This is a genomic window from Lysinibacillus mangiferihumi (assembly GCF_003049665.1).
GTDB lineage: Bacteria > Bacillota > Bacilli > Bacillales_A > Planococcaceae > Lysinibacillus > Lysinibacillus mangiferihumi.
Map to the genome: position 1 here is coordinate 1 of NZ_PYWM01000037.1, position 24,238 is coordinate 24,238.

29 protein-coding genes and 2 pseudogenes are annotated in these 24,238 nt (G+C 33.1%); 30 read left to right on the top strand and 1 reads right to left on the bottom strand.

Annotated elements, in window-relative coordinates; genetic code table 11:
• Positions 1-149 precede the first annotated feature (149 nt).
• From C9J37_RS23390 to C9J37_RS23420, 7 genes and pseudogenes are all read left to right on the top strand, one after another.
• Positions 150-1,383, top strand: a pseudogene (locus C9J37_RS23390) (IS110 family RNA-guided transposase).
• 234 nt (positions 1,384-1,617) lie between these two features.
• A complete protein-coding gene (locus tag C9J37_RS29150; protein ID WP_235617222.1) occupies positions 1,618-1,959 on the top strand; it encodes an AHH domain-containing protein in 342 nt (113 codons plus the stop codon).
• A 34-nt stretch (positions 1,960-1,993) separates the two neighbouring features.
• Positions 1,994-2,479, top strand: a complete 486-nt coding sequence (locus tag C9J37_RS23400) for a hypothetical protein (protein WP_107897330.1) — start codon at positions 1,994-1,996, stop codon at positions 2,477-2,479.
• A gap of 166 nt (positions 2,480-2,645) precedes the next feature.
• Positions 2,646-3,323: a hypothetical protein gene (locus tag C9J37_RS23405; RefSeq protein WP_235617230.1), complete on the top strand. Its 678-nt coding sequence runs from the start codon at positions 2,646-2,648 to the stop codon at positions 3,321-3,323.
• 12 nt (positions 3,324-3,335) lie between these two features.
• Positions 3,336-3,869 (top strand): hypothetical protein, encoded by a 534-nt coding sequence (locus C9J37_RS23410; RefSeq protein WP_107897332.1) that lies wholly within the window; start codon positions 3,336-3,338, stop codon positions 3,867-3,869.
• Between the two features lie 952 nt (positions 3,870-4,821).
• Positions 4,822-5,841 (top strand): hypothetical protein, encoded by a 1,020-nt coding sequence (locus C9J37_RS23415; protein ID WP_107897333.1) that lies wholly within the window; start codon positions 4,822-4,824, stop codon positions 5,839-5,841.
• An 18-nt stretch (positions 5,842-5,859) separates the two neighbouring features.
• Positions 5,860-6,312, top strand: a complete 453-nt coding sequence (locus tag C9J37_RS23420) for an SUKH-3 domain-containing protein (RefSeq protein ID WP_107897334.1) — start codon at positions 5,860-5,862, stop codon at positions 6,310-6,312.
• A 1,336-nt stretch (positions 6,313-7,648) separates the two neighbouring features.
• On the opposite strand, the pseudogene C9J37_RS29770 reads toward C9J37_RS23420, so the two are convergent.
• Positions 7,649-7,948 (bottom strand): annotated as a pseudogene (locus C9J37_RS29770) (transposase); the annotation flags it as partial.
• A gap of 74 nt (positions 7,949-8,022) precedes the next feature.
• Between C9J37_RS29770 and C9J37_RS23430 the strand changes: the two are divergent.
• The 23 genes from C9J37_RS23430 to C9J37_RS23540 all read left to right on the top strand — a co-directional run bounded on the left by C9J37_RS23430 (position 8,023) and on the right by C9J37_RS23540 (position 24,206).
• A complete protein-coding gene (locus C9J37_RS23430; RefSeq protein WP_201262208.1) occupies positions 8,023-8,322 on the top strand; it encodes a hypothetical protein in 300 nt (99 codons plus the stop codon).
• A 4-nt stretch (positions 8,323-8,326) separates the two neighbouring features.
• Complete coding sequence (locus C9J37_RS23435; RefSeq protein WP_107897336.1) at positions 8,327-8,728, top strand: hypothetical protein; 402 nt, start codon at positions 8,327-8,329, stop codon at positions 8,726-8,728.
• Between the two features lie 335 nt (positions 8,729-9,063).
• A complete protein-coding gene (locus C9J37_RS23440) occupies positions 9,064-9,273 on the top strand; it encodes a hypothetical protein (RefSeq protein WP_107897337.1) in 210 nt (69 codons plus the stop codon).
• 1,112 nt (positions 9,274-10,385) lie between these two features.
• Positions 10,386-10,943, top strand: a complete 558-nt coding sequence (locus C9J37_RS28530) for a hypothetical protein (protein ID WP_167397417.1) — start codon at positions 10,386-10,388, stop codon at positions 10,941-10,943.
• Positions 10,944-11,079: 136 nt separating this feature from the next.
• The gene (locus tag C9J37_RS23445) at positions 11,080-11,625 is read left to right on the top strand and encodes a hypothetical protein (RefSeq protein WP_107897338.1); all 546 of its coding nucleotides are present in this window, start codon (positions 11,080-11,082) and stop codon (positions 11,623-11,625) included.
• A gap of 460 nt (positions 11,626-12,085) precedes the next feature.
• Entirely contained in the window at positions 12,086-12,295 is a 210-nt protein-coding gene (locus C9J37_RS23455; protein WP_107897340.1) for a hypothetical protein, read from the top strand.
• 288 nt (positions 12,296-12,583) lie between these two features.
• On the top strand, positions 12,584-13,228 hold the full coding sequence (locus tag C9J37_RS23460; RefSeq protein WP_107897341.1) for a DNA/RNA non-specific endonuclease: 645 nt from the start codon (positions 12,584-12,586) through the stop codon (positions 13,226-13,228).
• Positions 13,229-13,705, top strand: a complete 477-nt coding sequence (locus tag C9J37_RS23465; protein WP_235617223.1) for an immunity protein YezG family protein — start codon at positions 13,229-13,231, stop codon at positions 13,703-13,705.
• A 616-nt stretch (positions 13,706-14,321) separates the two neighbouring features.
• A complete protein-coding gene (locus C9J37_RS23470) occupies positions 14,322-14,744 on the top strand; it encodes a hypothetical protein (protein WP_107897342.1) in 423 nt (140 codons plus the stop codon).
• A gap of 476 nt (positions 14,745-15,220) precedes the next feature.
• A complete protein-coding gene (locus C9J37_RS23475; protein WP_107897343.1) occupies positions 15,221-15,682 on the top strand; it encodes an SUKH-3 domain-containing protein in 462 nt (153 codons plus the stop codon).
• A gap of 199 nt (positions 15,683-15,881) precedes the next feature.
• The gene (locus C9J37_RS23480) at positions 15,882-16,112 is read left to right on the top strand and encodes a hypothetical protein (protein ID WP_107897344.1); all 231 of its coding nucleotides are present in this window, start codon (positions 15,882-15,884) and stop codon (positions 16,110-16,112) included.
• Entirely contained in the window at positions 16,096-16,575 is a 480-nt protein-coding gene (locus tag C9J37_RS23485) for a hypothetical protein (protein ID WP_235617224.1), read from the top strand. The genes C9J37_RS23480 and C9J37_RS23485 overlap by 17 nt, the downstream gene beginning before the upstream one ends.
• A 612-nt stretch (positions 16,576-17,187) precedes the next feature.
• Entirely contained in the window at positions 17,188-17,487 is a 300-nt protein-coding gene (locus tag C9J37_RS29155) for an SMI1/KNR4 family protein (RefSeq protein ID WP_235617231.1), read from the top strand.
• 653 nt (positions 17,488-18,140) lie between these two features.
• Entirely contained in the window at positions 18,141-18,503 is a 363-nt protein-coding gene (locus C9J37_RS23495) for a UCP019853 family protein (RefSeq protein ID WP_107897345.1), read from the top strand.
• A 56-nt stretch (positions 18,504-18,559) separates the two neighbouring features.
• On the top strand, positions 18,560-18,763 hold the full coding sequence (locus tag C9J37_RS23500; protein WP_235617225.1) for a hypothetical protein: 204 nt from the start codon (positions 18,560-18,562) through the stop codon (positions 18,761-18,763).
• Between the two features lie 200 nt (positions 18,764-18,963).
• Positions 18,964-19,302, top strand: a complete 339-nt coding sequence (locus C9J37_RS23505; protein WP_235617226.1) for a hypothetical protein — start codon at positions 18,964-18,966, stop codon at positions 19,300-19,302.
• 265 nt (positions 19,303-19,567) lie between these two features.
• Entirely contained in the window at positions 19,568-20,260 is a 693-nt protein-coding gene (locus C9J37_RS23510; RefSeq protein ID WP_107897347.1) for an Imm3 family immunity protein, read from the top strand.
• A 443-nt stretch (positions 20,261-20,703) separates the two neighbouring features.
• On the top strand, positions 20,704-21,078 hold the full coding sequence (locus C9J37_RS23515) for a hypothetical protein (protein WP_107897348.1): 375 nt from the start codon (positions 20,704-20,706) through the stop codon (positions 21,076-21,078).
• Positions 21,079-21,391: 313 nt separating this feature from the next.
• The gene (locus tag C9J37_RS23520) at positions 21,392-21,667 is read left to right on the top strand and encodes a hypothetical protein (RefSeq protein ID WP_107897349.1); all 276 of its coding nucleotides are present in this window, start codon (positions 21,392-21,394) and stop codon (positions 21,665-21,667) included.
• Between the two features lie 214 nt (positions 21,668-21,881).
• Entirely contained in the window at positions 21,882-22,067 is a 186-nt protein-coding gene (locus C9J37_RS23525) for a hypothetical protein (protein WP_107897350.1), read from the top strand.
• A 24-nt stretch (positions 22,068-22,091) separates the two neighbouring features.
• Entirely contained in the window at positions 22,092-22,475 is a 384-nt protein-coding gene (gene cdiI, locus C9J37_RS23530; RefSeq protein WP_107897351.1) for a ribonuclease toxin immunity protein CdiI, read from the top strand.
• A 35-nt stretch (positions 22,476-22,510) separates the two neighbouring features.
• The gene (locus C9J37_RS23535; protein WP_107897352.1) at positions 22,511-23,239 is read left to right on the top strand and encodes a hypothetical protein; all 729 of its coding nucleotides are present in this window, start codon (positions 22,511-22,513) and stop codon (positions 23,237-23,239) included.
• Positions 23,240-23,696: 457 nt separating this feature from the next.
• Entirely contained in the window at positions 23,697-24,206 is a 510-nt protein-coding gene (locus tag C9J37_RS23540; RefSeq protein ID WP_107897353.1) for an SUKH-4 family immunity protein, read from the top strand.
• Positions 24,207-24,238: the final 32 nt, after the last annotated feature.

A 24,238-nucleotide genomic window follows, 5' to 3' on the forward strand; every position in this document is an offset into this window, starting at 1 on the left:
AAGGGCTACTTAAAAAAGGTGCTCATTTACTTATATATCTTCATATAACGGTGAAAATGGATAGGCTTTCGTACCAATGCGCACCAGTTGGTGAACGCTCGAACTAAGGTTGCCGGCATTTTCATTCAATTGAACAGGAGGATGGGCATATGCATGTAAGACAAAAACACGTGTATGTGGGAGTAGACTTACATAAGCAACACCATGTGGCGGTTATTATTAATTGTTGGCAAGAGAAACTAGATGAAATAAAGTTTGAAAATAAACCGTCTGCCTTTTCAACGTTTTTACTGGATATTTATCAACATATGGACGATGGTTTGACACCTATTTTTGGTTTAGAAGATGTTGGGGGCTACGGGAGAGCATTAGCTAAATATTTAGCAGACCATGAACAAATTGTAAAAGAAGTAAATCCAGCTCTTTCATACGCTGAACGCAAAAGTCACATGACCACAAAAAAAGTGATAGCTGGGATGCAGAATGTGTAGCCAGAATTTTGGTGAACAAACTAGACCAGTTATCAGATGCTAAACCGCAGGATTTGTTTTGGTCGATACAACAACTGGTCACTAGAAGAAATGCATTAGTAAAGGCACAAGGTGCTTTAAAAAACCAACTACATATTCAATTAAGCCACCACTATCCAAGCTATAAGAAGTTTTTCTCAGAGGTTGATGGAAAAACAGCATTGGCATTTTGGGAACGATATCCGTCTCCACCTTGTTTAGAGGGTGCAAGTGTTAAGTAATTGACCACTTTTTTATTAGAAGCCAGTAACAATACATGTTCGGTGAAAAAAGCGAGTAAAATTTTAAAGTTGGTGAAAGAGGATGGAACCACAATAAGAGAATACCAAGAAACACGAGACTTTCTAGTAAAGAGCATCGTCCGAGACATTTCATGTAAGAAGCAGGAAATGCGCTATGTGGAACGAGAATTAAAAGGGTTAATGAGTTTACTAGACGTTCAATTAGACACAATGCCAGGCATAGATCTCGTGACAGCTTCGGCTTTAATTGCAGAAATAGGTGATGTACGCCGTTTTCCAAATACTAACAAATTAGCACGATTTGCGGGGATTGCGCCTGTTTACTTTGGCTCTGGTGGGAAAGGAAGGGAACAAAAAAGCAAGCAAGGAAATCGGGCGCTACACGCTTTATTTTACAACTTAGCTGTACAGCAAGTACAGGTGGCAAAAGGAAGTAAGCTGCCAAGGAATCCAGTATTCCATGCATACTATCAACGGAAGTAAAAGAAGGCAAAACAAAGGGACAAGCATTGGTTTGTATAATGAGACGGCTTGTAAACATTATGTACGGCATGATGAAGCACAAAACAGCCTATGAATTGCCGATAATAAAAGAGGAAGAAGTAGTTTAATAAGGTTTAAGATAGATTGCTTTTTTATTAGCGGATTTTAAGATTACAACATAGGGTACGGGTAAAGTTAATAGGCTTATTCCTGGAACTACTGGAAAAGTAACAGGAGGAAGTTCTACAAAACTGGAAGAAATGGGTTTGCCTAAAAATACAAAACGAACTCCTTATCAAGCATAACATATTATTCCTAAAGAATTTAGACGTCATCTTGTATTACAAAAAATAGGCATGGATATGGACGATGCCTCAAATGGATTTTTTCTTCGAGTTCCAGATGCAAATGTTAGTGTAACTTCTAGACATAAAGGATATCACGCGGTTTATAGTAATTTTGTGAGAGGAAAATTGGATGTAATAGATATTAGACAAGATATATTTATAATAGAAAAACAAGTTTTTGAATTGCAACAAAAGTTAAGACTACTTCAAGAACAGGAATTATCACTATACATGCGGGATAATTACCTTGAAAATGAACTTAAAAGGATTAAGGAAAATTGGAATGGAACAATACAAAAAAGAAAGAATGGGGAAAAGAGGTTACGACCCCTGTATGGAAAAGAGGAGGAGGGGTAACAGTTGACCTCTGGGAAAGGTGGTATAATAAGTAATGAACTATGGTGTATTTAATAATTTAGTTGAAGAGGTAATTCGGTTCTCGAAAAATTTCCAAAGCGAACTTACTAATAATATTTCCAATGAAATTGTTATTATTAATGATATAAAAAAAGCAGAGCATTTAGCTTATGATGAGGTTTTTGGCGAGGATGAGTATAATTGGAAAGATATCAGAGAATTAGAAATAAGTGAAGTTTGGGGTATTTATTATGAAATATCAGAAAATGGAAAGACTGAAGGATTGGAAGAATTATTAGAAATTATTGCTGATAATGTGAGAAAAAGCTCATTTAAATATAGTATATTTTATGACGATGTTGTAGCTGACCTTACTAATTGTGCTATTAATAGAGCAATAAACGGGAAGAGTAGCTCTTTTTTTGAAGAATTGTTTGAGATATATCAACTCGGTGCTTTTCCTTGCGGTTGGAATGGTGATTATCCAGAAGGAGAAATTATTGCTTTTAAATTGGATTAATGAGTATATTGCCTGAGAGACTAGATGAAGTTCTGGGAAGAAATATATAAACCTGATACGGACAAATACAAGCAAATGATCAAGCAATTATTTAACGCTCCAAGTAGGATTAGATCTCGTAGGGCTGGTACCGGGGGTTGGAGAAATAGCAGATGGCTTGAATGCAGTGATTTATTATGCAAGAGGAGACAAGGTAAATGCGGCCCTTTCCATAGGAGCGATGATTCCAATTGCAGGGATGGCAGTGACAGGTGGTAAATTAGTAACTAAAGGTGCTAAAGCATTTAATGGTGTAGTTGATGGTATTAAAACCGTTACGAATAAAGGTCCAATAGGCCAACTAAAAGAAAAAGCCACTAAACAGCTAGACACCGTAAAAGATAAGTTCCAAACTAAAGTAGCCGAAGTAAAGGACCAATTCCGTCAGTTGGGAACACCGCAATTAGAGTTGGCCGGCGTGAATATGAGCCGAATAACGGATACGGGAACAGTCGGGAAAAATAAGCCAACGCCGAATCCACCATCGGGTACGGGTTATTCTGGTAAGTTACCGAGTCAAGGTACGGTTGATGCAGGAATAAATGGAGCACCAAAAGTAGATGCAGGAAAGCAAGGTAAGCATGTGCCTGGGCATGGTAATAACGTTTCAACCAAGTCACAATGGTCTGAAGGTCAAAATGGTGTACAGTTAACTCAAGAAGCATGGATGAATGGAACTCCGGTAAGAGCAGATGGAAGTGTAAAGACTTATGATTTTGGCACGCCAGTTGGACCAAATGGAGAAACTAGGGTAAAAGTTCATATTGATAAAAAAGGTAATATTCATGGCTATCCTGTACAATAATGGAGGTATAATATGAAAGAAGTTTTACTGAATACAATTGACAGATTGTATGGAAAAGGTGATTTTCAATATATACTCGCTAAGTATATTGATAAGGAATATTGGGTTAATAAGTTTAATGATGAGGTAGAACAGATTTTCATCGATAATCTTACCGACTTCAGTTATTCAACGTGCTTTTCTTATTTTATTCAATCATCGCTGAGTCCGAACTTTAGAATAGGTAGTGATGAGTTTAACGATTATCTTAAGGAAAAGCATGAGATAACAGGGGTTATGGTTTTAATTTCATTAATTGCTCCGTATTCAGTGGTTAAATATGTTAGGTACAATTACAATGATGGGGCTGTACAAATACATGAAGCATATTCTCCACTTAATAAAGAAACAGAGCGGATTAATATAAGGGTTTTAGAAATATTAAATAATAATGGAATTCAAACGCTAGACGAAGATATTCTTAATGTTGTAGTGCCGAATATTTCATTAGAGTTAAAAGAGGAAGACGTTACAATATTTAATTGTCTTTTTGAGGATAGTTATTGAGTTGTTAAACCTTGACTGGCTATATGCCTTTCAAGGTTTTTTCTTAACTCAAAGAAGTTTGTGGTTAAAAAGTAATCTGATATTTGATTCGAGAGCTCATGAAGGCTGGACCATCAAGGAGTACTATGCGAACATTAATCTAGGAAGAAAAGTGTGAGAATTAGGCGAGATGACATTTTACATGCAGGAGATAGTTTTTTATGGAATAATGACTAAATGAACGATAATGACAAAGCTCGTGGAGATAAACAAGGATATATTAGTTTTTAAATTGTCTACAGTTAAAGAAATCCTTGAATTTGAATTAATAACTCATGAAGGTTAGACCATCAAGGAGTGCTATTTTAGCAATAAAGCAATAAGAGCGAGAATAGGCGAGATGACACTTTATTTACAAGGACTACTGTATGGGTGGCATAAGCAAACACACGAGATTAAACAAGCTAAAGGGTTTAAAAGGTACACTTGCCATGTAGTAAAAAAGATGTCATACTGTCAATACTAAAATAACTTATAAAACTTGCAAATATTAATAAACTTAGAAAATTTATAAACTTAAAGCACTTGATTGTCTATAACAGGCGACAAGTGCTTTTTTGCATGTTTAAATACGGATTACGATTATTTAATTAGTGTACTAAGTATTAAATTTTATACAAGGGGAAGAAAATGCGATGGAAATAGAGGTTTCGATAGATAAATTTGTTATAGAATTTAGGGATTTACTACATTCAGATTTTTACGTGTTTTTATGGTGGGAGTGCAGAAATATAAAGTAAAAATGAAGATTTATAGTGGGACATATAGCTATGAACTACACATGCGGAAAAGTGACGATGTATATATTCATCTATATTATAAAACTTTAGAGAAACAGAAGGTCACATACAAACCTTAAGGATTGAGACAAGGCCAGAGCATTAGGCAAAGCCGTAGTAAGTACTGTAACAATATGTTAGACACGCTCCAAGTAGGATTAGATGTCGTAGGGCTGGTACCGGGAGTTGGAGAAGTAGCAGATGGCTTGAATGCAGTGATTTATTATGCAAGAGGAGACAAGGTAAATGCAGCCCTCTCCGTAGGAGCGATGATACCATTTGCAGGAATGGCAGTGACAGGTGGTAAATTAGTAACTAAAGGTGCTAAAGCATTTAATGGTGTAGTTGATGGTATTAAAACCGTTACGAATAAAGGTCCAATAGGCCAACTAAAAGAAAAAGCCACTAAAAAGCTAGACACCGTAAAAGATAAGTTCCAAACAAAAGTAGCCGAAGTAAAGGACCAGTTCCGTCAGTTGGGAACACCGCAGTTAGAGTTGGCCGGTGTGAACGTTGGCCGAATAACGGATACGGGAACAGTCGGGAAAAATAAGCCAACGCCGAATCCAAAACCATCGAATAGTTCCAAACCACCAGCAAAAGATAGTAAACCTGCTAAGGGACCTAAGGGTACGGGTAAAGGTGTACCTAAACCGGTTAGCATAGATGAAGCTAAGGGCATTGCTAGAACCAAGATTGCTCAAGAGAGGAATGAATTATTAGAAGGAAAATATATTGATCCAAATACTGGAGATATTTATATTCCACATGTTATGACTGCAGCAGTTAATCTTAAAACAGGCAGGGCATATATTGGGTATAATGGCAAAGGTGTTGACTTTAGAACGGGTAATGAAAGGTTTAATCCGACTGTTTCTGAATTGGATGACGAGGTAGTAATGTTGGTTGAAAAAACTAAAAACAGGGCATTAGAGGCCAGGAAGCAAGCAGGTGGGGAAGTCAAGGATAGCTTTGAAAAATGGACTGTAGATAATTGTGCTGAAGTTCAGGCAGTAAATCAAGCAGTGAAAGATGGTGCTAAAGTAGAAGATATCTTGCTAAGTACCATTGAAGTTTTGCCAAATAAGTATAAAAAAGTATGTAAAAATTGTAAGGAAACTTTTGAAAACTTTTTTATTGATAATTTTAAATGAAAGTAGAGCGAGGAAAATATGGATAACTTTTTGGAAAAAACTTATAAAATTTTGAATGAGGCAGGATGGTACCAAAATAGAAAAATAGATATAAGTTCGACAGTCTTATTTTTAGAGAGTAAGGGCTTTCGAGTGGGTTCTGTTGTAAAAGAGGCATTAGAGCAATTCGGTGGATTGGAATATAAGTTTTCTGATGGGAATGATTTTGAAAATTTTATTATTATTCCAGAAGAGCAAATAGGAGATGGTGTTCAGAAAATACATTTCAAAAGGTATGATACCTTAATTGGAGAGTATTTGATAGTGATTGGTTCCGTATTTAGAAATAATGCAATACTGTTTATGTCGGAATCGGGAAAAGTTTATGGAGCACATGATGATTACTATATTTGGGAATTTGGAAGCGATATCTATGAAGCAATTAATAATCTATGTGAATGTAAAAAATTCAAATTGATACACGAACAATAGATTATTACAGCATATTGAAATATAGTTAGGTGATATTTTTTAATGATGAATACGCCACAATACAAGCTAACTGCCGTGTTGTGGTTTCTTTTTATTTCCGTCTTAACGCTAAAACGTAATCAAGCGTTTAGTAGCGTCTCCTAAAAAACACACTTAAAGACGAGCGAATCATTCATAATATGTTAAATCGTTGATAGGATCACGTAATTGTTGCGTGGTCTTTTTTCTTTTTACGCAGACGATATGCGAAATTTAGCGAGGTATTATCTAGACGCACTAATAACTATTGAAATTTCGCAGGAACGCTCAAACGAAATCAAACGGCCATTGCTAGTAAGCGTTGGGGCGTTTCTTGCGAGGGAGTGGCATACGCGTTGATGTACGAATACGCATCGCTTTAGTGAAATAAAGTGTTATTGTATATAGATTAAACTATTTTCCATTTCTCGTAAATAAGACGTTTTAATACGCAATAAAAGGGGGGGCAAATATATTTTCACGGAAAAACGGACGAAATTAAAAACTAGGGAAGATGGGGTCATTGGTGGTGACATTACCACTTTCAAAAAAGTCAAGGTTTGCGTTGGTACTGGATTGTAGTGGTCGAATATTTCATGGTGTGTACCGAAGTACAGAGATTTAACGTCAAATTCGGTCGAAGTAGCATCTCCAACGAGGTAACACTCGAATATGTTCAAAACGTTGGACCATTTAGTAGTGTTTACGTGGTATCTGATGACACCGCAAATAAACGTACCTACGCTTCTTGCGACGGAGGGAGGTTAAATATTGATGTTTAACTGTGAAGCTAAGGCGTAATAACGAATCACTGTATATGGACTTAACGATTATCTGCTTGGCATTCTGGCACGCATAAATATTTTTTCGCGGAAAAACGGACGAAAGTTCACGAAGTCGGGAGGTAAACATTATAAGAGCAATTGCAACAAAGCAATAAAATCAGATAGGAAAATTGAAGGAAGCGTTAATTGTCTACGTTGAAAGGAGAGGAAATTAAAACATCAGATTGATGATTTTGTTAATCAAAATAAATGATATAGGAGATAGATAATATGGTGGAAAATAAACTAGAATTCTTAAGAAAATATAAAAAATGTGCAAATAATAGCTTACAGTAATATAAAAAACTTAGAAGTAAGTGAAATTCCAAATTACTGGCGTGATTTGTTTCAGATAGAAATGATACTATGTCAAGAAAATGGACAGAGAATATTGAGGTTTTTGCTTTAACTCTAGCGCGCTATCGCTTGCTGGCCTCTCAAATAAATTTAAGGGACGTAACCCTTAAATTATTTGAGAGATTAAAAGGGTATAATCATACTACCTTAGCTATCTGTAAAACTTTGTAATAATGCTTTTCGTACGCAATCGGTGACATATAATTTGTGAATGAATGGGTACGTTTGTAGTTATAGAAACTAACGATGTATTCAACTATACTTTTTTTGGCTTGATCTCTCGTTTTATATTTTTCGTGAAAAATAAGCTCTTTTTTGATTACACTATGAAAAGACTCAATACAGGCATTATCGTAACAGTTTCCTTTTCTACTCATACTTGTAGTAATCCCGTTATTTCGTAAGATCTGTTGGTATTCTTTTGAAGCTACTTTAGTTTGGAACTTATCTTTTACGGTGTCTAGCTTTTTAGTGGCTTTTTAGACAGGCATATGAAAAAGAAGTAGCAGGCTTGGCTCAGAAAGCTGAGGAACTATTAAAGCAAGGAAGATCCGAAGCAGAAATCGCACAAATAATGAATCAAGCTAGAAGAGATATTGGTGTACAGTATAAAAATGTTACCCCAGAACGTTTAAGGGAATACATTTACGAAGTAAACAAAGGGAGATACGAAGATCCACTGGGGCCTACCTACGAGTATTTAAAGGCAAACGGAAAAACAGACGCTCAAATTATACAGTCTGCCTCTAGACCAAATCCTGATGTGGACAAATTGCTTTCGGGTTTTGAAAAATGGTTAAAGGAGCAGTGAAAAAATGAATGTAATAGAATTGAAAAAATATGATGAAGGCGAGTACTGTGAATTAGAACTTTCAACTGGAAAGAAAATATTTGCAAAGTACAAAAAAATCCCAGGATTTACAGGGTTGTATTTTAAGGATGATCAAAGTTTTTTTGCGATTTACCCAACAAAGACAGGTCCGCAAATTTATTTTGAAGGTAAGCAGTTGTCAATTAACAAAAATTTATTGATTTCATTAATTAAAAATGGTGAGAGACGTAAGTTTGTCATTGATGATTTTAATATCGAAATAAATTATACGGAGTCTCCATATATTGGATTCGATATTTGGTCTGATGAAATTGATGTAGACTTATTTTATATGATAGAACAATCATATAAAAATGACGATTTTTATGAAAGATATACCTTGTGAGTTTTTGATATGTAATCTATTTTCGCTGGATAAACGGTGGGCTAGTGCCGAATTAACATAACATTAAACCAATAACACAGTTAAGCCATATGATACCCGTATAAAGATTTCATCAATTCGTTGTACACACAGAGACGCTTGAATATTGTAAAAAACAGGTTGATTATGGTCAGATGACACCATGATTGACCTGTTTTTGTATCTTCTTTTTTCACGTTATTTTATAATATTTGCAACTGTAAACATGGATGCCCCGATAGTTATAGTGGGCGGTCAATAGTGGTGTAAAGTATAATGCTAATGATGTTGTTGCCGTAACAAAAAACGTAGAACTTATGAATGAGCCATTGATTGTTAAAGCACTAGATGCAATTCAAGAAACGTATGATAACTTATTTGAGGATAACGAAGTGAGCTTTGAATTTAAAGGTTTTGCACAGGAACAAGATAGAGAGCATTTTCTACGTTTAGTTAGCGAAACCGCCAACTCGATTGAAAGCAAATTAAGCGATAATTATAAGGTCGAAAACAGAATAATTCTTTGAGAGTTTATTACCTTGACTGGCTATATGCCTTTCAAGGTTTTTTCTTAACTCAAAGAAGTTTGTGGTTAAAAAATAATCTGACATTTGATTCAAGAGCTCATAAAGGCTTGGCCTTCATGGAGTACCATGTAAACATTGGTCTAGGAAGAAAAGTGTGAGAATTAGGCCAGATGACATTTTACATGCAGGAGGTAGTTTTGTATGGAATAGTGACTAAATAAACGATAATGACAAAGCTCGTGGCGATGAACAAGGATATAAATAGTTTTTTAATTGTGTACAGTTAAAGATATCCTTGAATTTGAATTAATAACTCATGAAGGCTAAACCATCAAGAAGTGCTCTTTTTACAATTAAGCAATAAGAGCGAGAATAGGCGAGATGACATTTTACTTACAAAGACAACTTTATGGATGTCATAAGCAACAAACACACGAGATTAAACAAGCTAAAGGGTTTAAACGTTACACTTGCCATGTGGTAAAAAAGATGTCATACTGTCAATACTAAAATAACTTATAAAACTTGCAAATATTATTAAATTTAGAGAATTTATAAACTTAAAGCACTTGATTGTCTATAATAGGCGACAAGTGCTTTTTTGCATGTTTATATACGTAAATTGAAAAGATTACGATGATTTAATTAGTGTACTAAGTGTTAAATTTTATACAAGTACTAGCATACAAGGGGAAGAACAGGCGATGGAAATAGGAGTTTCAATAGATAAATTTGTTATAGAATTTAGGGATGTACTACATTCAGATTTTTACGTGTTTTTATGGTGGGAGTGCAGAAATATAAAGTGAAAATGAAGATTTATAGTGGAACATATAGCTATGAACTGCACATGCGGAAAAGTGACGATGTATATATAAAACTTTAGAGAAACAGAAGGTCACTTACCTACCTTAAGGATTGAGACAAGGCCAGAGCATTAGGCAAAGTCGTAGTAAGTACTGTAACACCTAAAAATATGTTAGATACGCTCCAAGTAGGATTAGATGTCGTAGGGCTGGTACCGGGGGTTGGAGAAATAACAGATGGCTTGAATGCAGTGATTTATAAATGCAAGAGGAGACAAGGTAAATGCGGCCCTTTCCATAGGAGCGATGATTCCAATTGCAGGAATGGCAGCGACAGGTACGAAATTTATAAATAAGGGTGCGAAAGCATTTAATGGTGTAGTTGATGGTGTTAAAATCGTCACGAATAAAGGAACAATAGGCCAACTAAAAGAAAAAGCCACTAAACAGCTAGACACCGTAAAAGATAAGTTCCAAACAAAAGTAGCCGAAGTAAAGGACCAGTTCCGTCAGTTGGGAACACCGCAGTTAGAGTTGGCCGGTGTGAACGTTGGCCGAATAACGGATACGGGAACAGTTGGGAAAAATAAGCCATCACCGAATCCAAAACCATCGAATAGTTCCAAACCACCAGAAAAAGATAGTACATCTGTTGAGGGAACTAAGGGTACAGGTGAATTTGATGTAGCTTCCTTTGAGAAAAATATTAATCATATGAATGTTAATGAAAAAGTAGCATTAATAAAAACAACTGCGATTGATATAGCAAATCAGCGGGGGTGGAAGAAAGATTCTAAATTAACCAAACTAAACGGCGGTAGAACTGTTTATTATGATAAAAAACAGGAAATTACTATGCTTTAGACACATCATGGTAGATTTGAGGTAGTTAACAAAAAGGGAAAACATCAAGGAGAAGTAGATTTTAACTTAAATCCTACTAAACTAGCTGATAAATCTGGTGGTCACGATTTGAAGGTAAAATAAGGAGAGAAATGGAATGAACGATTTAATTACTAAAACTATTGATAAGTACTATAGAAAAAAAGATTTATCTGAATATCTTTCTAAATGTCAAAAAGTTTTCTTTTTACCTGAGGAAGTAGAGGACTTTATTGAAAATAATAATATTTCAATTACTGAATTGAACAATGGAGAAATATGGCCGTCATCTAGTTTAATTTTTGAGTATGAAAAATATGTTAAGGGGGAATTTGAAGTTATATATAATAGTAGATTGATGATTTCTAAAATTGCTCCTGTATTTTATTTACACCATGAGTTTGAAGTTGTGAATAAAGATGTGAATGGTATTAACCCCACACTGGATGGTTTTGATACTCAACCATATAACTATATACAAGCAGAGCTAGAATTATTAGTCAAAAACTATTTTATTGAAAAGGAATTTACTCAATTATCCTTTAGGGAAATGAATGAAGTAGTTAGTGAATTAGAGTTTAGTAAGGAAATTACATTTTTTGGTTCGCAAGTTACAGTGGAACATGCTTTGTTTTTTGATATTTTAGATATATGTCCCGAGTAGTTTCCACAATTGAATTTTCTTAAAATATGCACTTAATTGGACAGATTATCAAACTAAAAAAATAATTGTTGATAATAATGGTGCTAGGGTAGCTGTATTCCTGTTATTTCAGTAAAATAAGGAGGAAACTATATGGATGTAATAAAAAATTTTTAGATGTTGAGATTTCTGATCAAGAGATGTACGAAGAAATTTATGATTTTATTAATTTCCCACATGTTAGAAGTGGTGAATTTGAGGCAAATGAACTTATTATAAAAAAACAGATTTACTTAATTTTTTTATTAGAGTATGTTTTTCCTAATGATGTACATAGGGAGATTTCATGTTGTACTTCAATATATAGGGATGATTTAAATACAAAAATTAATGAATATGCCATTAGGTACGGATACACATTAAAAAGTTAAACATTTAATATTTAATCTGTGTTTGATTGTATCTTTTAAGGGTTTTGTAATTGGGTAGTGTAAATTTGTATAGCCACATTAATGAATTTTATTCATTAATAGAACAACATTGTAAACAACTAATACTACTATTCAAGGAAAAGGTACTACCAGTCGTGAAAAAAGCTGCACAAGCAACGACCAAAGCAGTGAAAAATGCTGTAAAACCTAAAAATCTGTTGAATACGCTACAAGTAGGATCCCAGGTGTCGGCGAAATAGCGGATGGCGTGAATGGCATTATTTATCTGGCCAGAGGTGACAAGGTCAATGTGGCCCTCTCCTTTGGCGCTATGATTCCGTTTATGGGCTGGGCGGCGACAGGTGGGAAATTGATAAAAAAGGTGCCGGGGTAGTTAAAGGTGTCAGTGAAAGTGTTCAAAAATGCTTAAAGGTCCAGTAGGAAGTGTAGTAGACAAAGCCAAAAAGCAAGTAGCGAACGTGAAAACCCAGATACAATCAAAAGTAGTCGAAGTCAAACAGTAACTCCGTCAGCTGCGCCCACCACAGATGGAGTTAGCAGGAGTAGGTGTAGACGTTAGACGCCTAGAGGATACAGGAACAGTTGGAAGAAACACAACAATTCCAAGTCCGAAACCATCTAATTCCCAACCATCACAAAATGGCTCGAATAAAAAGCCTGCTGAGGATAAGGGTACGGATAAAGGTCCTATAAAAGTTAAGTATGGAGATCATTATACTAAAGATGGACGTAGAAAGGTATTAAAGGAGAATGTAGAATATACAACTAAAGAAGGCCATACTTATAAAACAGATAGTAAAGGTCGTATTTCAAGTTGTGAAGACAACCTTGAACTGGGTAAAGGGAAAAGAAATAATCATGCTCAAAAAGTAGCGGGCCGAGAAGATCGTTTGCCAGATGATGAGGGCGGTCATTTGATTGCAAGTATTTTTAAAGGTTCAGGTAGTCTGGATAATCTTGTGCCTATGAATGGTAACCTCAATAAAGGAGAGTGGAAAAAACTAGAGAACATGTGGGCAAAACAGCTTGACAAATGGGAGTCTGTTGAGGTAAAAATAAAGCCTTTTTATAAAGGCGACTCACAACGTCCAGATAGCTTTAAAATAGAATATAAGATTGGAAATGGAGACTGGGAGCTTGCAGATTTTAAAAATAAACCTGGAGGTAGGTAAATGATGATGGATGAAAATAAGTTAAATAGTATATATCAAAATATTGCTCAAACAGTAGTTGAAACGATTCCAGAAGAGTGGTCAAAAGTATATGTATATGGTGAAATCAATGAAGATGTACGTAAAGCATTCTTTTTTTATTATTCAGTAAACAATAATTCTCCAATTCATAGCCATAATATTCCCCAGCTTTTTGATATTAAGGAAGAGGATTATGATGAATTGTGGTATAAACTGCTAGATGATTTAGAAGAACTTTGGTATGAATTTAAAAATAATAATCAAGAACCTTGGACAAATCTTACGTTTATTTTTAACAGTGAAGGTGAATTAAAGATTGACTATGACTACGAGGATTTATCAGAAGCAGACGATTATGAAAGGAAAATTATTTGGAAGTATAAGTACCTAGGACTTCTACCTAAGGATGAAGACGACCAAGAATTCTTAGAGGACTATTTACAATCAATTGAATAAAAAGAGAGAAATAACAATTAATAGTTTAAGAAATCTTGATTGAACGAATATCAACCGCTTAGTCAAGTTTTTTTTACATTGGAATCAACAGTCCGTGAAGGTAAGTAGACATACGAGATTGGTTGCAGTAAATTAATTAAGAAAGCTAATACCTTACTATTCGATTTATATTTACACTCGAGAATAACAAAGCTTGTGGCGGAATACAAAGGTACAATGCAAGCTACTACTTTTTAACTTGTTTATAGTTAAAGATATCCTTGAATTTGAATTAAAAACTCATGAAGGTTATACCATCAAGGAGTATTAGCATTATTTTAATATTATGGCAAATTAGAGCGAAAATAGGCGAGATGACATTTTACATGGTAAGGGTAGTTATTGTATGGAATGGCTAAAAAACTAACGAGATAAGGTAGATATGCAGGAGGTAGAACAACGTTTGGCTATACCAAACAAAAGGGTTAAAAAGAGCTAAAGATACATAATGGTCATGCAGAAATAGTAAAACGATTGTTAGAGTTGAAACTAAACAGCTAAAATCAGACGGAACATGGACAAAAAATCAATCTTTAAATGAGGTTCATATTCCAATGGATAGGGAAAAAGGGAAAATATGGATATAAATGAAATTAATAATCTACCTGATAGAATACCAACTGGAACATTAATATCAATGTTTCAAAATGCATTAGATCGATTTAGAAATAATAAAATTGAAAAAGATGGTTTTTTATTAATCCTTAGTCAACTAACAGACCGGCAAGTTATGACATACGAGTTATTAAGAAGTGATATAAGAAATGATATTGATAGAACTCTCTCTAGATTATGGAATACAGATTCCTATGATGAAGTAGATATTATACTTTCTATTGTAGTAAATCTCGGTCTAGAAATTTGCTTTAATAAAATAACAGAATCACTTGAACAGTATAAGGATATAGAAAAATCAATCCTAGATGAAATACAGGAAACAATAGATGGAGTAGGCGAGAATATCTCTAATCCGTATTATAGTTTGGAAAAATTTAAATAGTCTGTTACTAGTGTGAAATGCCGTAAACCAAAATTACAATGGTTAAAATGGATCTTTAATTACTATCTTCCCTAGATTAAAGATAAAGAGAAGTATACAAATTGCTGAGCAGTACATTGATTAAATTTGGGGTATCAGATTTTTGAATCCTAAAGTTTATGCGCAAAAACATTAATTTTAAACTAATTACTTCTTTAGAAAAACTTATATTGAATTTTTATATCAAGTGTGATTAATCCTGATTCGAAGCAAACCTTGAAGGGAATTGGGCGAGAGACAATTTTTATTGCAAGGTAGTATAAAATGGAATAACTAAAAAACTAATGAGAATGACAAGGCTCATGGCGATAAACAACAAGAAATACAACATACAAAAAGGTATTCTTTCCCTACGTTAACCAAGCACAGTGAACGGGGTTTTAACAAAAGGACAGTAAATCAAGCTTTCAAGGAAGGAGCAAAGTTAGGAGATTAGTATGGAAAGATTATCAATGAAAACCAAAAAAATATTAAAACAATCAGGGTGGACACCAGAGCGAAAAAAAGATATTAGTTCACAAGTAAAATATCTAGAAGATAAAGGATATGTAGTTTTCGATTGTGTAAAAGAGGCACTGGCGCAGTTTGGTGAATTAAAGTGTATCTATGAATATAATGGAAAATCGGATGATTTTGTGATAGAACCCAATGAAGGACTGGGGGATTTAGATAGAAGACATTATAAAAGATATGAAATTATAATAGGTGAGGATTTGGTTGTCATTGGTACTGCTTTTAGAGATAATGCAGTATTGTATATGTCTAAAGCAGGGGAAGTTTACGCAGTACGAGATGATTACTATATTTGGAAGATTGGTGGCGAAATATATGAAGCTCTCAACAATTTATGTGAAGGGAGAGAGTTAAAAGTAATACATGAAGAGCGTTTAGGCAATTAAGGTAATGATTATCTGCCTATTGCTGAATGAAACAATTAATTACACATAACTCATTTATTTACCTATTATGATTTCGTCATTTTAATAAGTATGCATATAAATGAACGGTGTTCCATTACAACAAGCAGGTTGATTGTGGTTAGATTAATCCACGATAGACCTTTTCTTTGTAATCTTCGTTTTTTTTTTGCAGATTTTTATGAATAAAATTGAATTAGCAGCTAGTATCATAAGAAGACCAGCAGTCAATCAAAGATGCGAAAGAAATTTGAAAAGTACATTTGACTTAATTGAAAAAATAGATAACGAAGATGTAACTCAACATGAAGAATTAAAATTAAAATTAAAAAAGGCATTTTTGAAATTTACGAAGAAGTATTGCCCTAAGAGTTTTAAAAGAATCTTTACCTGGCATGAGAAAGATAGATAAGAGAGGAAAACCAGATAACTTTACTTTTCGTATCTATACACAAGAAGAATATAATAAAAAAATTCGAGAAGGTAGAGATATTATGAAAAAATATCCGTATTTCATCTGTTTTGTACCGATATTATCAGAAGAAGATATTATTGGAGTTTCTAAAATTATATCTAATAAGTTAGTTAGTGGTATTCCGTTTGGTGGTTTAGAAGATTATATTTATGAAGAAGTGCCCGCAGTCTATATAAAAGAAAGTATACTTGGATTTGAATTAGTTATACAAGGTTATGGAGGGAAGGAGGGGTATATTTTAGAAATACGTTCTTATTTAAGAAATAGTGAACTCCATGACGCTAAAGAAATTACAGTAGATATAACTAACTATATTGCTTCTTTGCTTGAAGGAACTGAGAAAATAAAAATATTGTATGAAGAGATTAGTGGAAAAGATTATATTGATATATCTGAGTAAAATTTTTGTTGACAAAGTATAAGACCTTGATTGGCTATATTGTCACTCTCGAAACGAAGAATAATTGTTTGAGAATTGAGACTTCAAGAAGGTAAGCCAATAAGAAATGTTTTTTATATTTATGTAATAAGAGCTAGAATGGGTGAGATGACATTTTCCTTACAAGGACCTCTTTATGGATGTCGTAAGCAACAAACATATGAGATTAAACAAGCTAAAGGGTCTAAACGTTACACTTGCCATTTAGTAAAAAAGATGTCAAACGTTCAATACTAAAATAACTTATAAAACTTGCAAATATTATTAACTTAGAGAATTTATAAACTTAAAGCACTTGATTGTTATAACAACAGGCCACAGGTGCTTTTACACATCATAATGGTGGAAGGACAAAAGGGATGTGGGCCTACACTCCAAGATAATAATATTGAGGACGTATAGAAATGGAATTTAAGGATGGATCAATAATTTATCCCTTACCAGATGATACTTTGCTTTCTGAAAGGGAAGGTAAATGGAGAATAAATTTACCAGAGACGTATAAAGAATTTATAAAATAATGGTGGTACTCCTATAAAGGATAGTTTTAAGTATAATAACCATATTTATGCGATTGATAGGTTTTTATGTATTTTAAAAGTAATCGGGAAAAGCGAAGATGAGTATTATGATATAGGAGTAGTTAGAACACAATTAGACGAAAGAATTGTTTTTGATGAAAATATAGTTGGTACTGAACTGCTACCAATAGCTGTTTTATTTGCAGGTGACATTGTTTGCTTAGACTATCGTAACGATGTTGAAGAGCCTACTGTATGTTATTGGAATCATGAAGAGTCTTCAGATTTAAATCCTGTAACATATATTATTAGTAATAGCTTTGAAGAGTTTTTAAATATGTTAACAGAATAGATACTTATTAGCAGTAACAAAACCTTGGTACCTAGGTCCAATGCTTGTAAATCAGTCAAACATTTAATATACCAAAAGCACTTGATTGTCTAATAGGCAACAGGTGCTTTAGTTTTTTGGTGAGAAATTTATGCTTTGCACGACATAAAAAATGCTAATGAATTTTCATAACTCATGATGGTTATACGATCAAGGCATTCTACTTCAATACTTGGTTTGTGAAAATAATAGGATAAATAGGCGAAATTACAATTTACATGGCAGGGGTAGTATGACATGGAATAGTTTACAAACTAACGAAAATGACAAAGCTCGTGGCGATAAACGATGGTAACATATAAGGATGTTGATATACTGCTTTGGGCTGTAAATTTAGGGTTATAATTTTACTAGAGACGGTCGTATAATACTTGCTATTCGTTTAAAAAGCATTACATAAATTGTCAGTTTCTTAACAGGAGGGAAAAACAGTAGTTTAACTAATGCTTATGGTGTTCCTATAAAAAGTTATGTTAAGTTTGAATTTGTAGGAACAAATAATTTGGGAGATATTACAATGTATCATGTTGAAAGTGGTAAAACTTTTTGGAAATAAATGATGAGTAAAGGAAATAATATTCCTGTTATTAATTCTGTTGAATTGAGGAGAAATTATGAATAACAAAATAAAAATAAGTAAGTTTGACTCTCTTGTTGAGGAAGAAATAAAATTCTTAGTCAATAATCAAGAAGTTATAGCATTTAATGTGTCCCCTCAAAAACTGGAAGTAGGTAAAGAGTATGAAGTTGAAATGGATATATTTGTAAATGATGGTTTGGATATAGAGGAACAAAACAATCAATATTTGAAAAAAGTTCAGCACATCAATAATTATAGTTATATTCTTTGGGGTAAAATGTTAAAAAATAATATTTTAGATGTAGGTTTTTTCATTACTAGTGATTTATTTGATGATTATCAATATTTGATAGGACAATACGTTTCTGTGAAAGTTGATAGATTACAATTGTATTGAGAATACAAAGTAAGGTAATTGAATATGACTTCTTCTATAATTTAGTGACAGTGTGTGTGCAACTTAGTAGAGATGTGAAAAACCCTATGTTATTTGGAAGTAATGACCAAGCAGGATTATTGCCAAAAGTTTTTCTTGATGACTATGGAATAGGAAATTGTGCAGAAGTAGATGCAGTGAATCAAGCTCTTAATAAAGGGGCAAATATTGGGGATTTATATTTATACACAATTAAAACGACCCAAATGAGTTTGGAGTAGCAAAACTAGCTTGTGAAAACTGTACGTTTACATTTAAAGGAAATGTTAATGAGGCAGTAGCAGGATGGCTAAAAGGAGGACAATGAATTTGGGAAAATACGAAAAAAATATCTTTTAGAGGAAGAGTTGCATATGGTAGTAGCTGTTTTGAGAGTGCACTTATAACCTTAAAGTATGATCTCAATGAATGGAAGGTCATTTTGAACTATCTATGGGAATTTACTAGTATACAGTATTTGGATCAGTGGAGTGATACAATAGTTGAATTAATTCCAGATAATTTATTGGAATTTAAAACATATGAAGAAGATGCGTTTGAGCGGCTGAGTAAGGATAAGTTTTTATATCTTTATAAATTGTATCAAAACATTGATAAGTCAATAGGTATTTTGGTACGTGCAATCTATGAACTTGGTATCAGTCATGCTTATACTGTAATTGAAGGATATGGTGAAAGTCCTTTCTTGAGTTTTTCTATCGAAGAAAATAGAGGATGGGGTAATAAGTTTGATGGAACATCATTATCTAAAATTCTGTAACATATAAATTGAGCGCTGTGTATAAGCGTAATTGATAGCAGGTATTGTGCCAGTGTACATTAATTCTGGTGGGAAAGTAAGGGAACAAAGCAAGCAGGGAATCGGAACTGACTCTTATCCTTTAGCGAAGCTTTAATACAGATTGTTAAAAAAATCAATAATTACAAAAATAACGATAGATGTACGTGTTGGAAAATATTTTTTGCCACTCAAAAATGGCGTGAACCATTGATATATCAACATTTATAGAGGGAGAGTTCTATAATTGGGTTTTAGTTATGAAGAATACAAAGAATATATTTATGAAGATTATGACGAACTAATAGAAGAAAATATGAGTAAAAGAGAAGCGATGGCTAGAACTTTCTATGAATACGATATGTTAGCAAAAGAAAGTGAGACAGATAAGGCCATGGTCTTTGTAATATTTTCAGAAATAACAATTACTCACACGAAGGTACTATCTACTTTTAAAAATTATTTAGAACAAATGTTAACTGAATTGGATTTTAATAAAATTAAACAGGAAGGTAATTTAACATTAGAACAATATGAAGAGTTATTCTCTCGCAAAGAATACACCTTGCAAAAATTAAATCAAATGCCAATAGACTATTATTCAAGTGTTTGTTGGTATTATAATGAATTAGATGAAGAAGTAAGAAAATTTATTAACAATTATGTTGAAAAAAATGAAAATATAGATTCCATCGTTACAAATGTATTGCTACGGTTTAATAGAGATTGTAAAAATACTAATAGTGAAAAATTTATTATCTATACAACACTAGCTGAAAGTTTGTATAATCAAGGATTGACAGATGTGATTGGTGTTAGAGATGTTAAGGACGTATTACAATCGTTTATTATAGAAGATGTATCTAAAGAGCAATTAACGAAAGATGAACAAGAAAATTTAGCTGGACGAATTAAAAATATCTTAAATAAGCTAAAGTAAGATGATGGATATCTGTATAATTTTGAAGAGGATGTTTTACAGTCCATGTAGGGTGTGAAATTTAATTTGACATCATCTTAAAAATGAATGATGTTATTTACTAAAAAATTTATGTTAGAGTTACATTAGCAGATATAGACCTACGTCATTTGAGGACATTATTGCGAATCATGAAAGATTGTATGGTAGTGCTAAAAGTGAAATTAAGTCAACTTTAGGTCTGGTTGAGTAGAAGAAATTTACGGAAGTTCCGGTTGGTAGTTTACTAATCCACATGGAAGTGTGTTCTATCATGGTGGTGGAGGCGTTCATAAAAGTTCATACTATGAATTTTCAAATGGAAAAACAAAAAAGTGAAGGTATATAAAATAGAGGATGGTTATGTTCCTCCCATTGCTGATAAAGGTAGGCAATACAAATTGATTAAAGAAGGGGAGTAAACTGTGATAACAATTGGAGAATCATTTGAACTATTTTTAGAGACCTTAAAACACTCGAATCCTAATGTTTTAACATTGTCAGATGAGTTAATTGAGTATTATCTTCTTGAAGGGTTTGCAATAGAAGCACCAGCTTATTTAAGTAAATTTACCCTTGACAGACTAAGTAATGAAGGAATTATAGATAAGGAAATTTTAGGGGAAAGTAAGAGATTACAAAGTGTGTACTTTTTAATAGATCAAATGAAAGTATGGGACAGTCCTTCTATAAAAAAAAGTTCAGAGTGGAAAGAGGTTTTCTCTCTCTCCGATAAAATTTGTGAGTTGGTTCATAAGAAATGGACAGATGAAGAAATAGAATATTTAAAAACATTATAAAATCAAGAGGCATCCTATCACTTGATTGTAGCTAAGTGATAGAGCCTTTACAAGTAAGGAATAACTCACTAATCAAGAAAATTGATACTTAAGATTTTGAAAGGGTGAAAATGATAGAAGTATTTTTAAAACCTTGACTGGCTATATGCCTTTCAAGTTTTTTTGTTATGGTTAAAACAATACGACTTTAGAAGGATAACTCATATTTATTCCCTCTAAAGATTAAGTAGAATGATAAAATAGAAATAGGCAATCTGGTAAAAGGCTCCTACGAAAAAGAAGTACTCAATGGCAATGCCTATACAAGATCTAAGTGGAAACGAATGTACAGCTAACCACAGCGACAGCTATTGTTGGAAACAAAGGAGTTGGCTCCGTAACTAAGGTAGGGAAACTACCGTGTGATCTACCTTCTTCAAAGCCTACTAAAGATTCTAAGAAGCCTGAAGAGACTAAGGGTATAGATAAAGATGTTACTTTTAAAAATGGTTATGATACACATTTAATCGAAGTAGAGGGCTTTAAAGCAAAACCGAACATTGGAATAAAAGGTGTCACAATCTTGGAAACTTTGAAAAATTTATTTTAGATAATTTTAGAAATAAAGTTGAGGATATAAATCAAGCTGTGACTAAAAAGTCTCATCCGGATATATCAGGAATCTATGAGGTAAAATATAAGCTCCCTGTTTATGATGGATTGAGTACAGCAAATGGTGGAAAAGGTAATTTTACTGGACAGTAGAAGGAGTATAAGAATCCTAAGCAGTATATGACCCAAAAGTTTTTTCTGATGAACAGATATTGAAGTTGGGCAGAGAAGCGATGGAAGAAGATATTAGTAATAATAGAATAACTCATGATAGGGATAGGTCACCAAGTGATTTAGGAGAGGGATATGTCAATTTAAATGGGGAACAATGGAAGTTTATCGGCTTTAAAGACAAAAATACAGGTGAGATTTCGAATTACTTCCCAGTTCTAGATTAAATATTAATAGAGGGAGTGTTTGTTATGAGTGAGGAAGTATTTATTATTGAAGAATTTTCAGAAAAAGTTGAGTTGATGCGTCTATATTATAAAATAATAGGTGATGGGAAGTTTATGGAAGCGATAGAAAATTTCAAAAACAAACAAGGTTTTGGTATTGACCCAGTTTGTTGTATTTTTGCAAATGAATATCAGCCGGGAGAAGAGGGGTATTTTGGTGAAACGGGTGTTAACTTCAGTATACAGCCACCTATGGCTGAAGGTGAGGAAAATGCCATTGTAGATGAAAATATATTTTTACAATATTTAACAGAAGCTGGGGAAGAATATTTAACAAGACAACCTCAAAATCGAACAGAAATTGCAGCTTCCTTAAAAGAACTAAAAGAAATTTTAAATTTATCATAATTTAAGATGGGGGCACCTGCTACGCAAATATTACCATGAAAATAAATATTAATAATATACAAATTATAAGTAATACTGATGTAAGATGGTACTTATCGAGTCAAATTATATGGATTGGTAAAGAGAAAAATTACGACGAGATTGATGAATTAATAAATAAAAGTTATGGAAGTTTTAAATGGCTGTGGTCTGATTCAGATACCATATTATTTAATAAGGAAGATTTGAATTTTATAGGAGCAGTAATAAAGTTAAACGAACCAATAATAGTAAAAAGTGGGAAAATGGATAAAGTCTTATTAGAAGAGAGAGAGGGGAACATCAAAATAAGTGAGGAAAGGAATTTCGAATGTAAATTATCGGATTTTACCGAGTACTATATTGAAGAGGATAATTTACTATCCTATTCTGAAAAATGGGATAGAGCAAACCTCTCCATTGAAGTAAAGATAACCTCAGACTTTTCTGTTCTTTTACAGAATAATAAGATGGTGGGAATTTTGATTTATAATGCTAGTAATCATTTAATACCAGATGTAGTTTACCAAGTCGATGCAAATGAAAAGATTGATTCGAACTTATGTATAAAGCTAGGTAGAATTTTTGAATTAATTGAAAAAATTGATAACGATAATTTAACTCAACATGAAGAATTAAAATTAAAAAAAGCATTTTTAGAAATTTACAAAAAAGTATTACCCTATAATGAACTAAGTTATGTTGCATTAAAAGACACTATAGTAAATATAGTTGACTATTTGTAATATTGAAAAAAATACCAATATACTCTGTGATATTGGATGGGATAGTATGAACTTAACTTAAAGCACTTGATTGTCTATAACAGTCAATAAGTGCTTTTTTGCATTTAGATATGTGAAATTATTACGATTATATAATGAGTGTACTAAGTGTTAAATTTTATACAAGTATTAGCATACAAGACAGCGAGATAGATAGAGCTCGATTTCGAGATTTTTGTAAGTACAGAAAGAACAGTAATAAAACCAAGTGGAAAAAAGCTACTGAACTAAATGGGCAGACTTATAATGTGCACCGATTTTACATTGAAAGAGAATGATCATGATTGTAAGACACTACTAAAAAAAGAACTTCCTGACGCTGAAGTAAGCTATAGTGTTGAGTATGGGGACAAAGCTTCAAGATATCGAGGAAATGCTGAATTAGCTAAAGAACTTGAAAAGTTAAAGGAGTGAAAGTATGGATTTTGACATCCGAGTGATTCGAGAATATTATGACTCAGAAACACGAGACTATGATTTTAATGAATTAGTTAATTTTGGGGTAAGTGTTGAAAATGCTGATTTTATGATAGATATTGGAGTGCCAAAAGAATTGGGTGATTTTGAGTTCTATGAATTCACCGACTTCCAAAAAACGGTAATTAAAGAAGTGCAATTTATCAAAGTAGGTCATTGTGCGTCTTATGAATATGGACTTTACTTAAAAGAAGGGAGCGATGAGCTTTTTACTAGTTCTTCCTTACATCATCCTCTAATTTATACGCTTAATCAGAACTTAAGAACGTTCTTCTTGTTTCATATGATGAGGCAGGAGATATCAACAGCGATGAAAAAAGAAGGTGTATATACTTCATACAACTATGCTATTGAGTTGAGGAAGGTGTATGAGCAAATTGACCCCATAGCAATGAAGGAAGTAGAAGGATATTGGTCACATTTAATAGAAGACTATGAAACTGGATTATGAAATCTTATGAATTGCTTAAATAGAGTAGTAGA

Excerpts from the sequence above, each read along its gene's own strand:
- cdiI (WP_107897351.1), top strand. The coding sequence starts at position 22,092 with ATGAGTGAGGAAGTATTTATTATTGAAGAATTTTCAGAAAAAGTTGAG.
- C9J37_RS23410 (WP_107897332.1), top strand. The coding sequence starts at position 3,336 with ATGAAAGAAGTTTTACTGAATACAATTGACAGATTGTATGGAAAAGGT.
- C9J37_RS23420 (WP_107897334.1), top strand. The coding sequence starts at position 5,860 with ATGGATAACTTTTTGGAAAAAACTTATAAAATTTTGAATGAGGCAGGA.
- C9J37_RS23535 (WP_107897352.1), top strand. The coding sequence starts at position 22,511 with ATGAAAATAAATATTAATAATATACAAATTATAAGTAATACTGATGTA.
- C9J37_RS23470 (WP_107897342.1), top strand. The coding sequence starts at position 14,322 with ATGGATATAAATGAAATTAATAATCTACCTGATAGAATACCAACTGGA.
- C9J37_RS23445 (WP_107897338.1), top strand. The coding sequence starts at position 11,080 with ATGAACGATTTAATTACTAAAACTATTGATAAGTACTATAGAAAAAAA.
- C9J37_RS23440 (WP_107897337.1), top strand. The coding sequence starts at position 9,064 with ATGAATGAGCCATTGATTGTTAAAGCACTAGATGCAATTCAAGAAACG.
- C9J37_RS28530 (WP_167397417.1), top strand. The coding sequence starts at position 10,386 with ATGATTCCAATTGCAGGAATGGCAGCGACAGGTACGAAATTTATAAAT.
- C9J37_RS23460 (WP_107897341.1), top strand. The coding sequence starts at position 12,584 with ATGGAGTTAGCAGGAGTAGGTGTAGACGTTAGACGCCTAGAGGATACA.
- C9J37_RS23415 (WP_107897333.1), top strand. The coding sequence starts at position 4,822 with ATGTTAGACACGCTCCAAGTAGGATTAGATGTCGTAGGGCTGGTACCG.
- C9J37_RS23540 (WP_107897353.1), top strand. The coding sequence starts at position 23,697 with ATGGATTTTGACATCCGAGTGATTCGAGAATATTATGACTCAGAAACA.
- C9J37_RS23495 (WP_107897345.1), top strand. The coding sequence starts at position 18,141 with ATGAATAACAAAATAAAAATAAGTAAGTTTGACTCTCTTGTTGAGGAA.
- C9J37_RS29150 (WP_235617222.1), top strand. The coding sequence starts at position 1,618 with ATGGACGATGCCTCAAATGGATTTTTTCTTCGAGTTCCAGATGCAAAT.
- C9J37_RS23465 (WP_235617223.1), top strand. The coding sequence starts at position 13,229 with ATGATGATGGATGAAAATAAGTTAAATAGTATATATCAAAATATTGCT.
- C9J37_RS23480 (WP_107897344.1), top strand. The coding sequence starts at position 15,882 with ATGAATAAAATTGAATTAGCAGCTAGTATCATAAGAAGACCAGCAGTC.
- C9J37_RS23485 (WP_235617224.1), top strand. The coding sequence starts at position 16,096 with ATGAGAAAGATAGATAAGAGAGGAAAACCAGATAACTTTACTTTTCGT.
- C9J37_RS23475 (WP_107897343.1), top strand. The coding sequence starts at position 15,221 with ATGGAAAGATTATCAATGAAAACCAAAAAAATATTAAAACAATCAGGG.
- C9J37_RS23400 (WP_107897330.1), top strand. The coding sequence starts at position 1,994 with ATGAACTATGGTGTATTTAATAATTTAGTTGAAGAGGTAATTCGGTTC.
- C9J37_RS23435 (WP_107897336.1), top strand. The coding sequence starts at position 8,327 with ATGAATGTAATAGAATTGAAAAAATATGATGAAGGCGAGTACTGTGAA.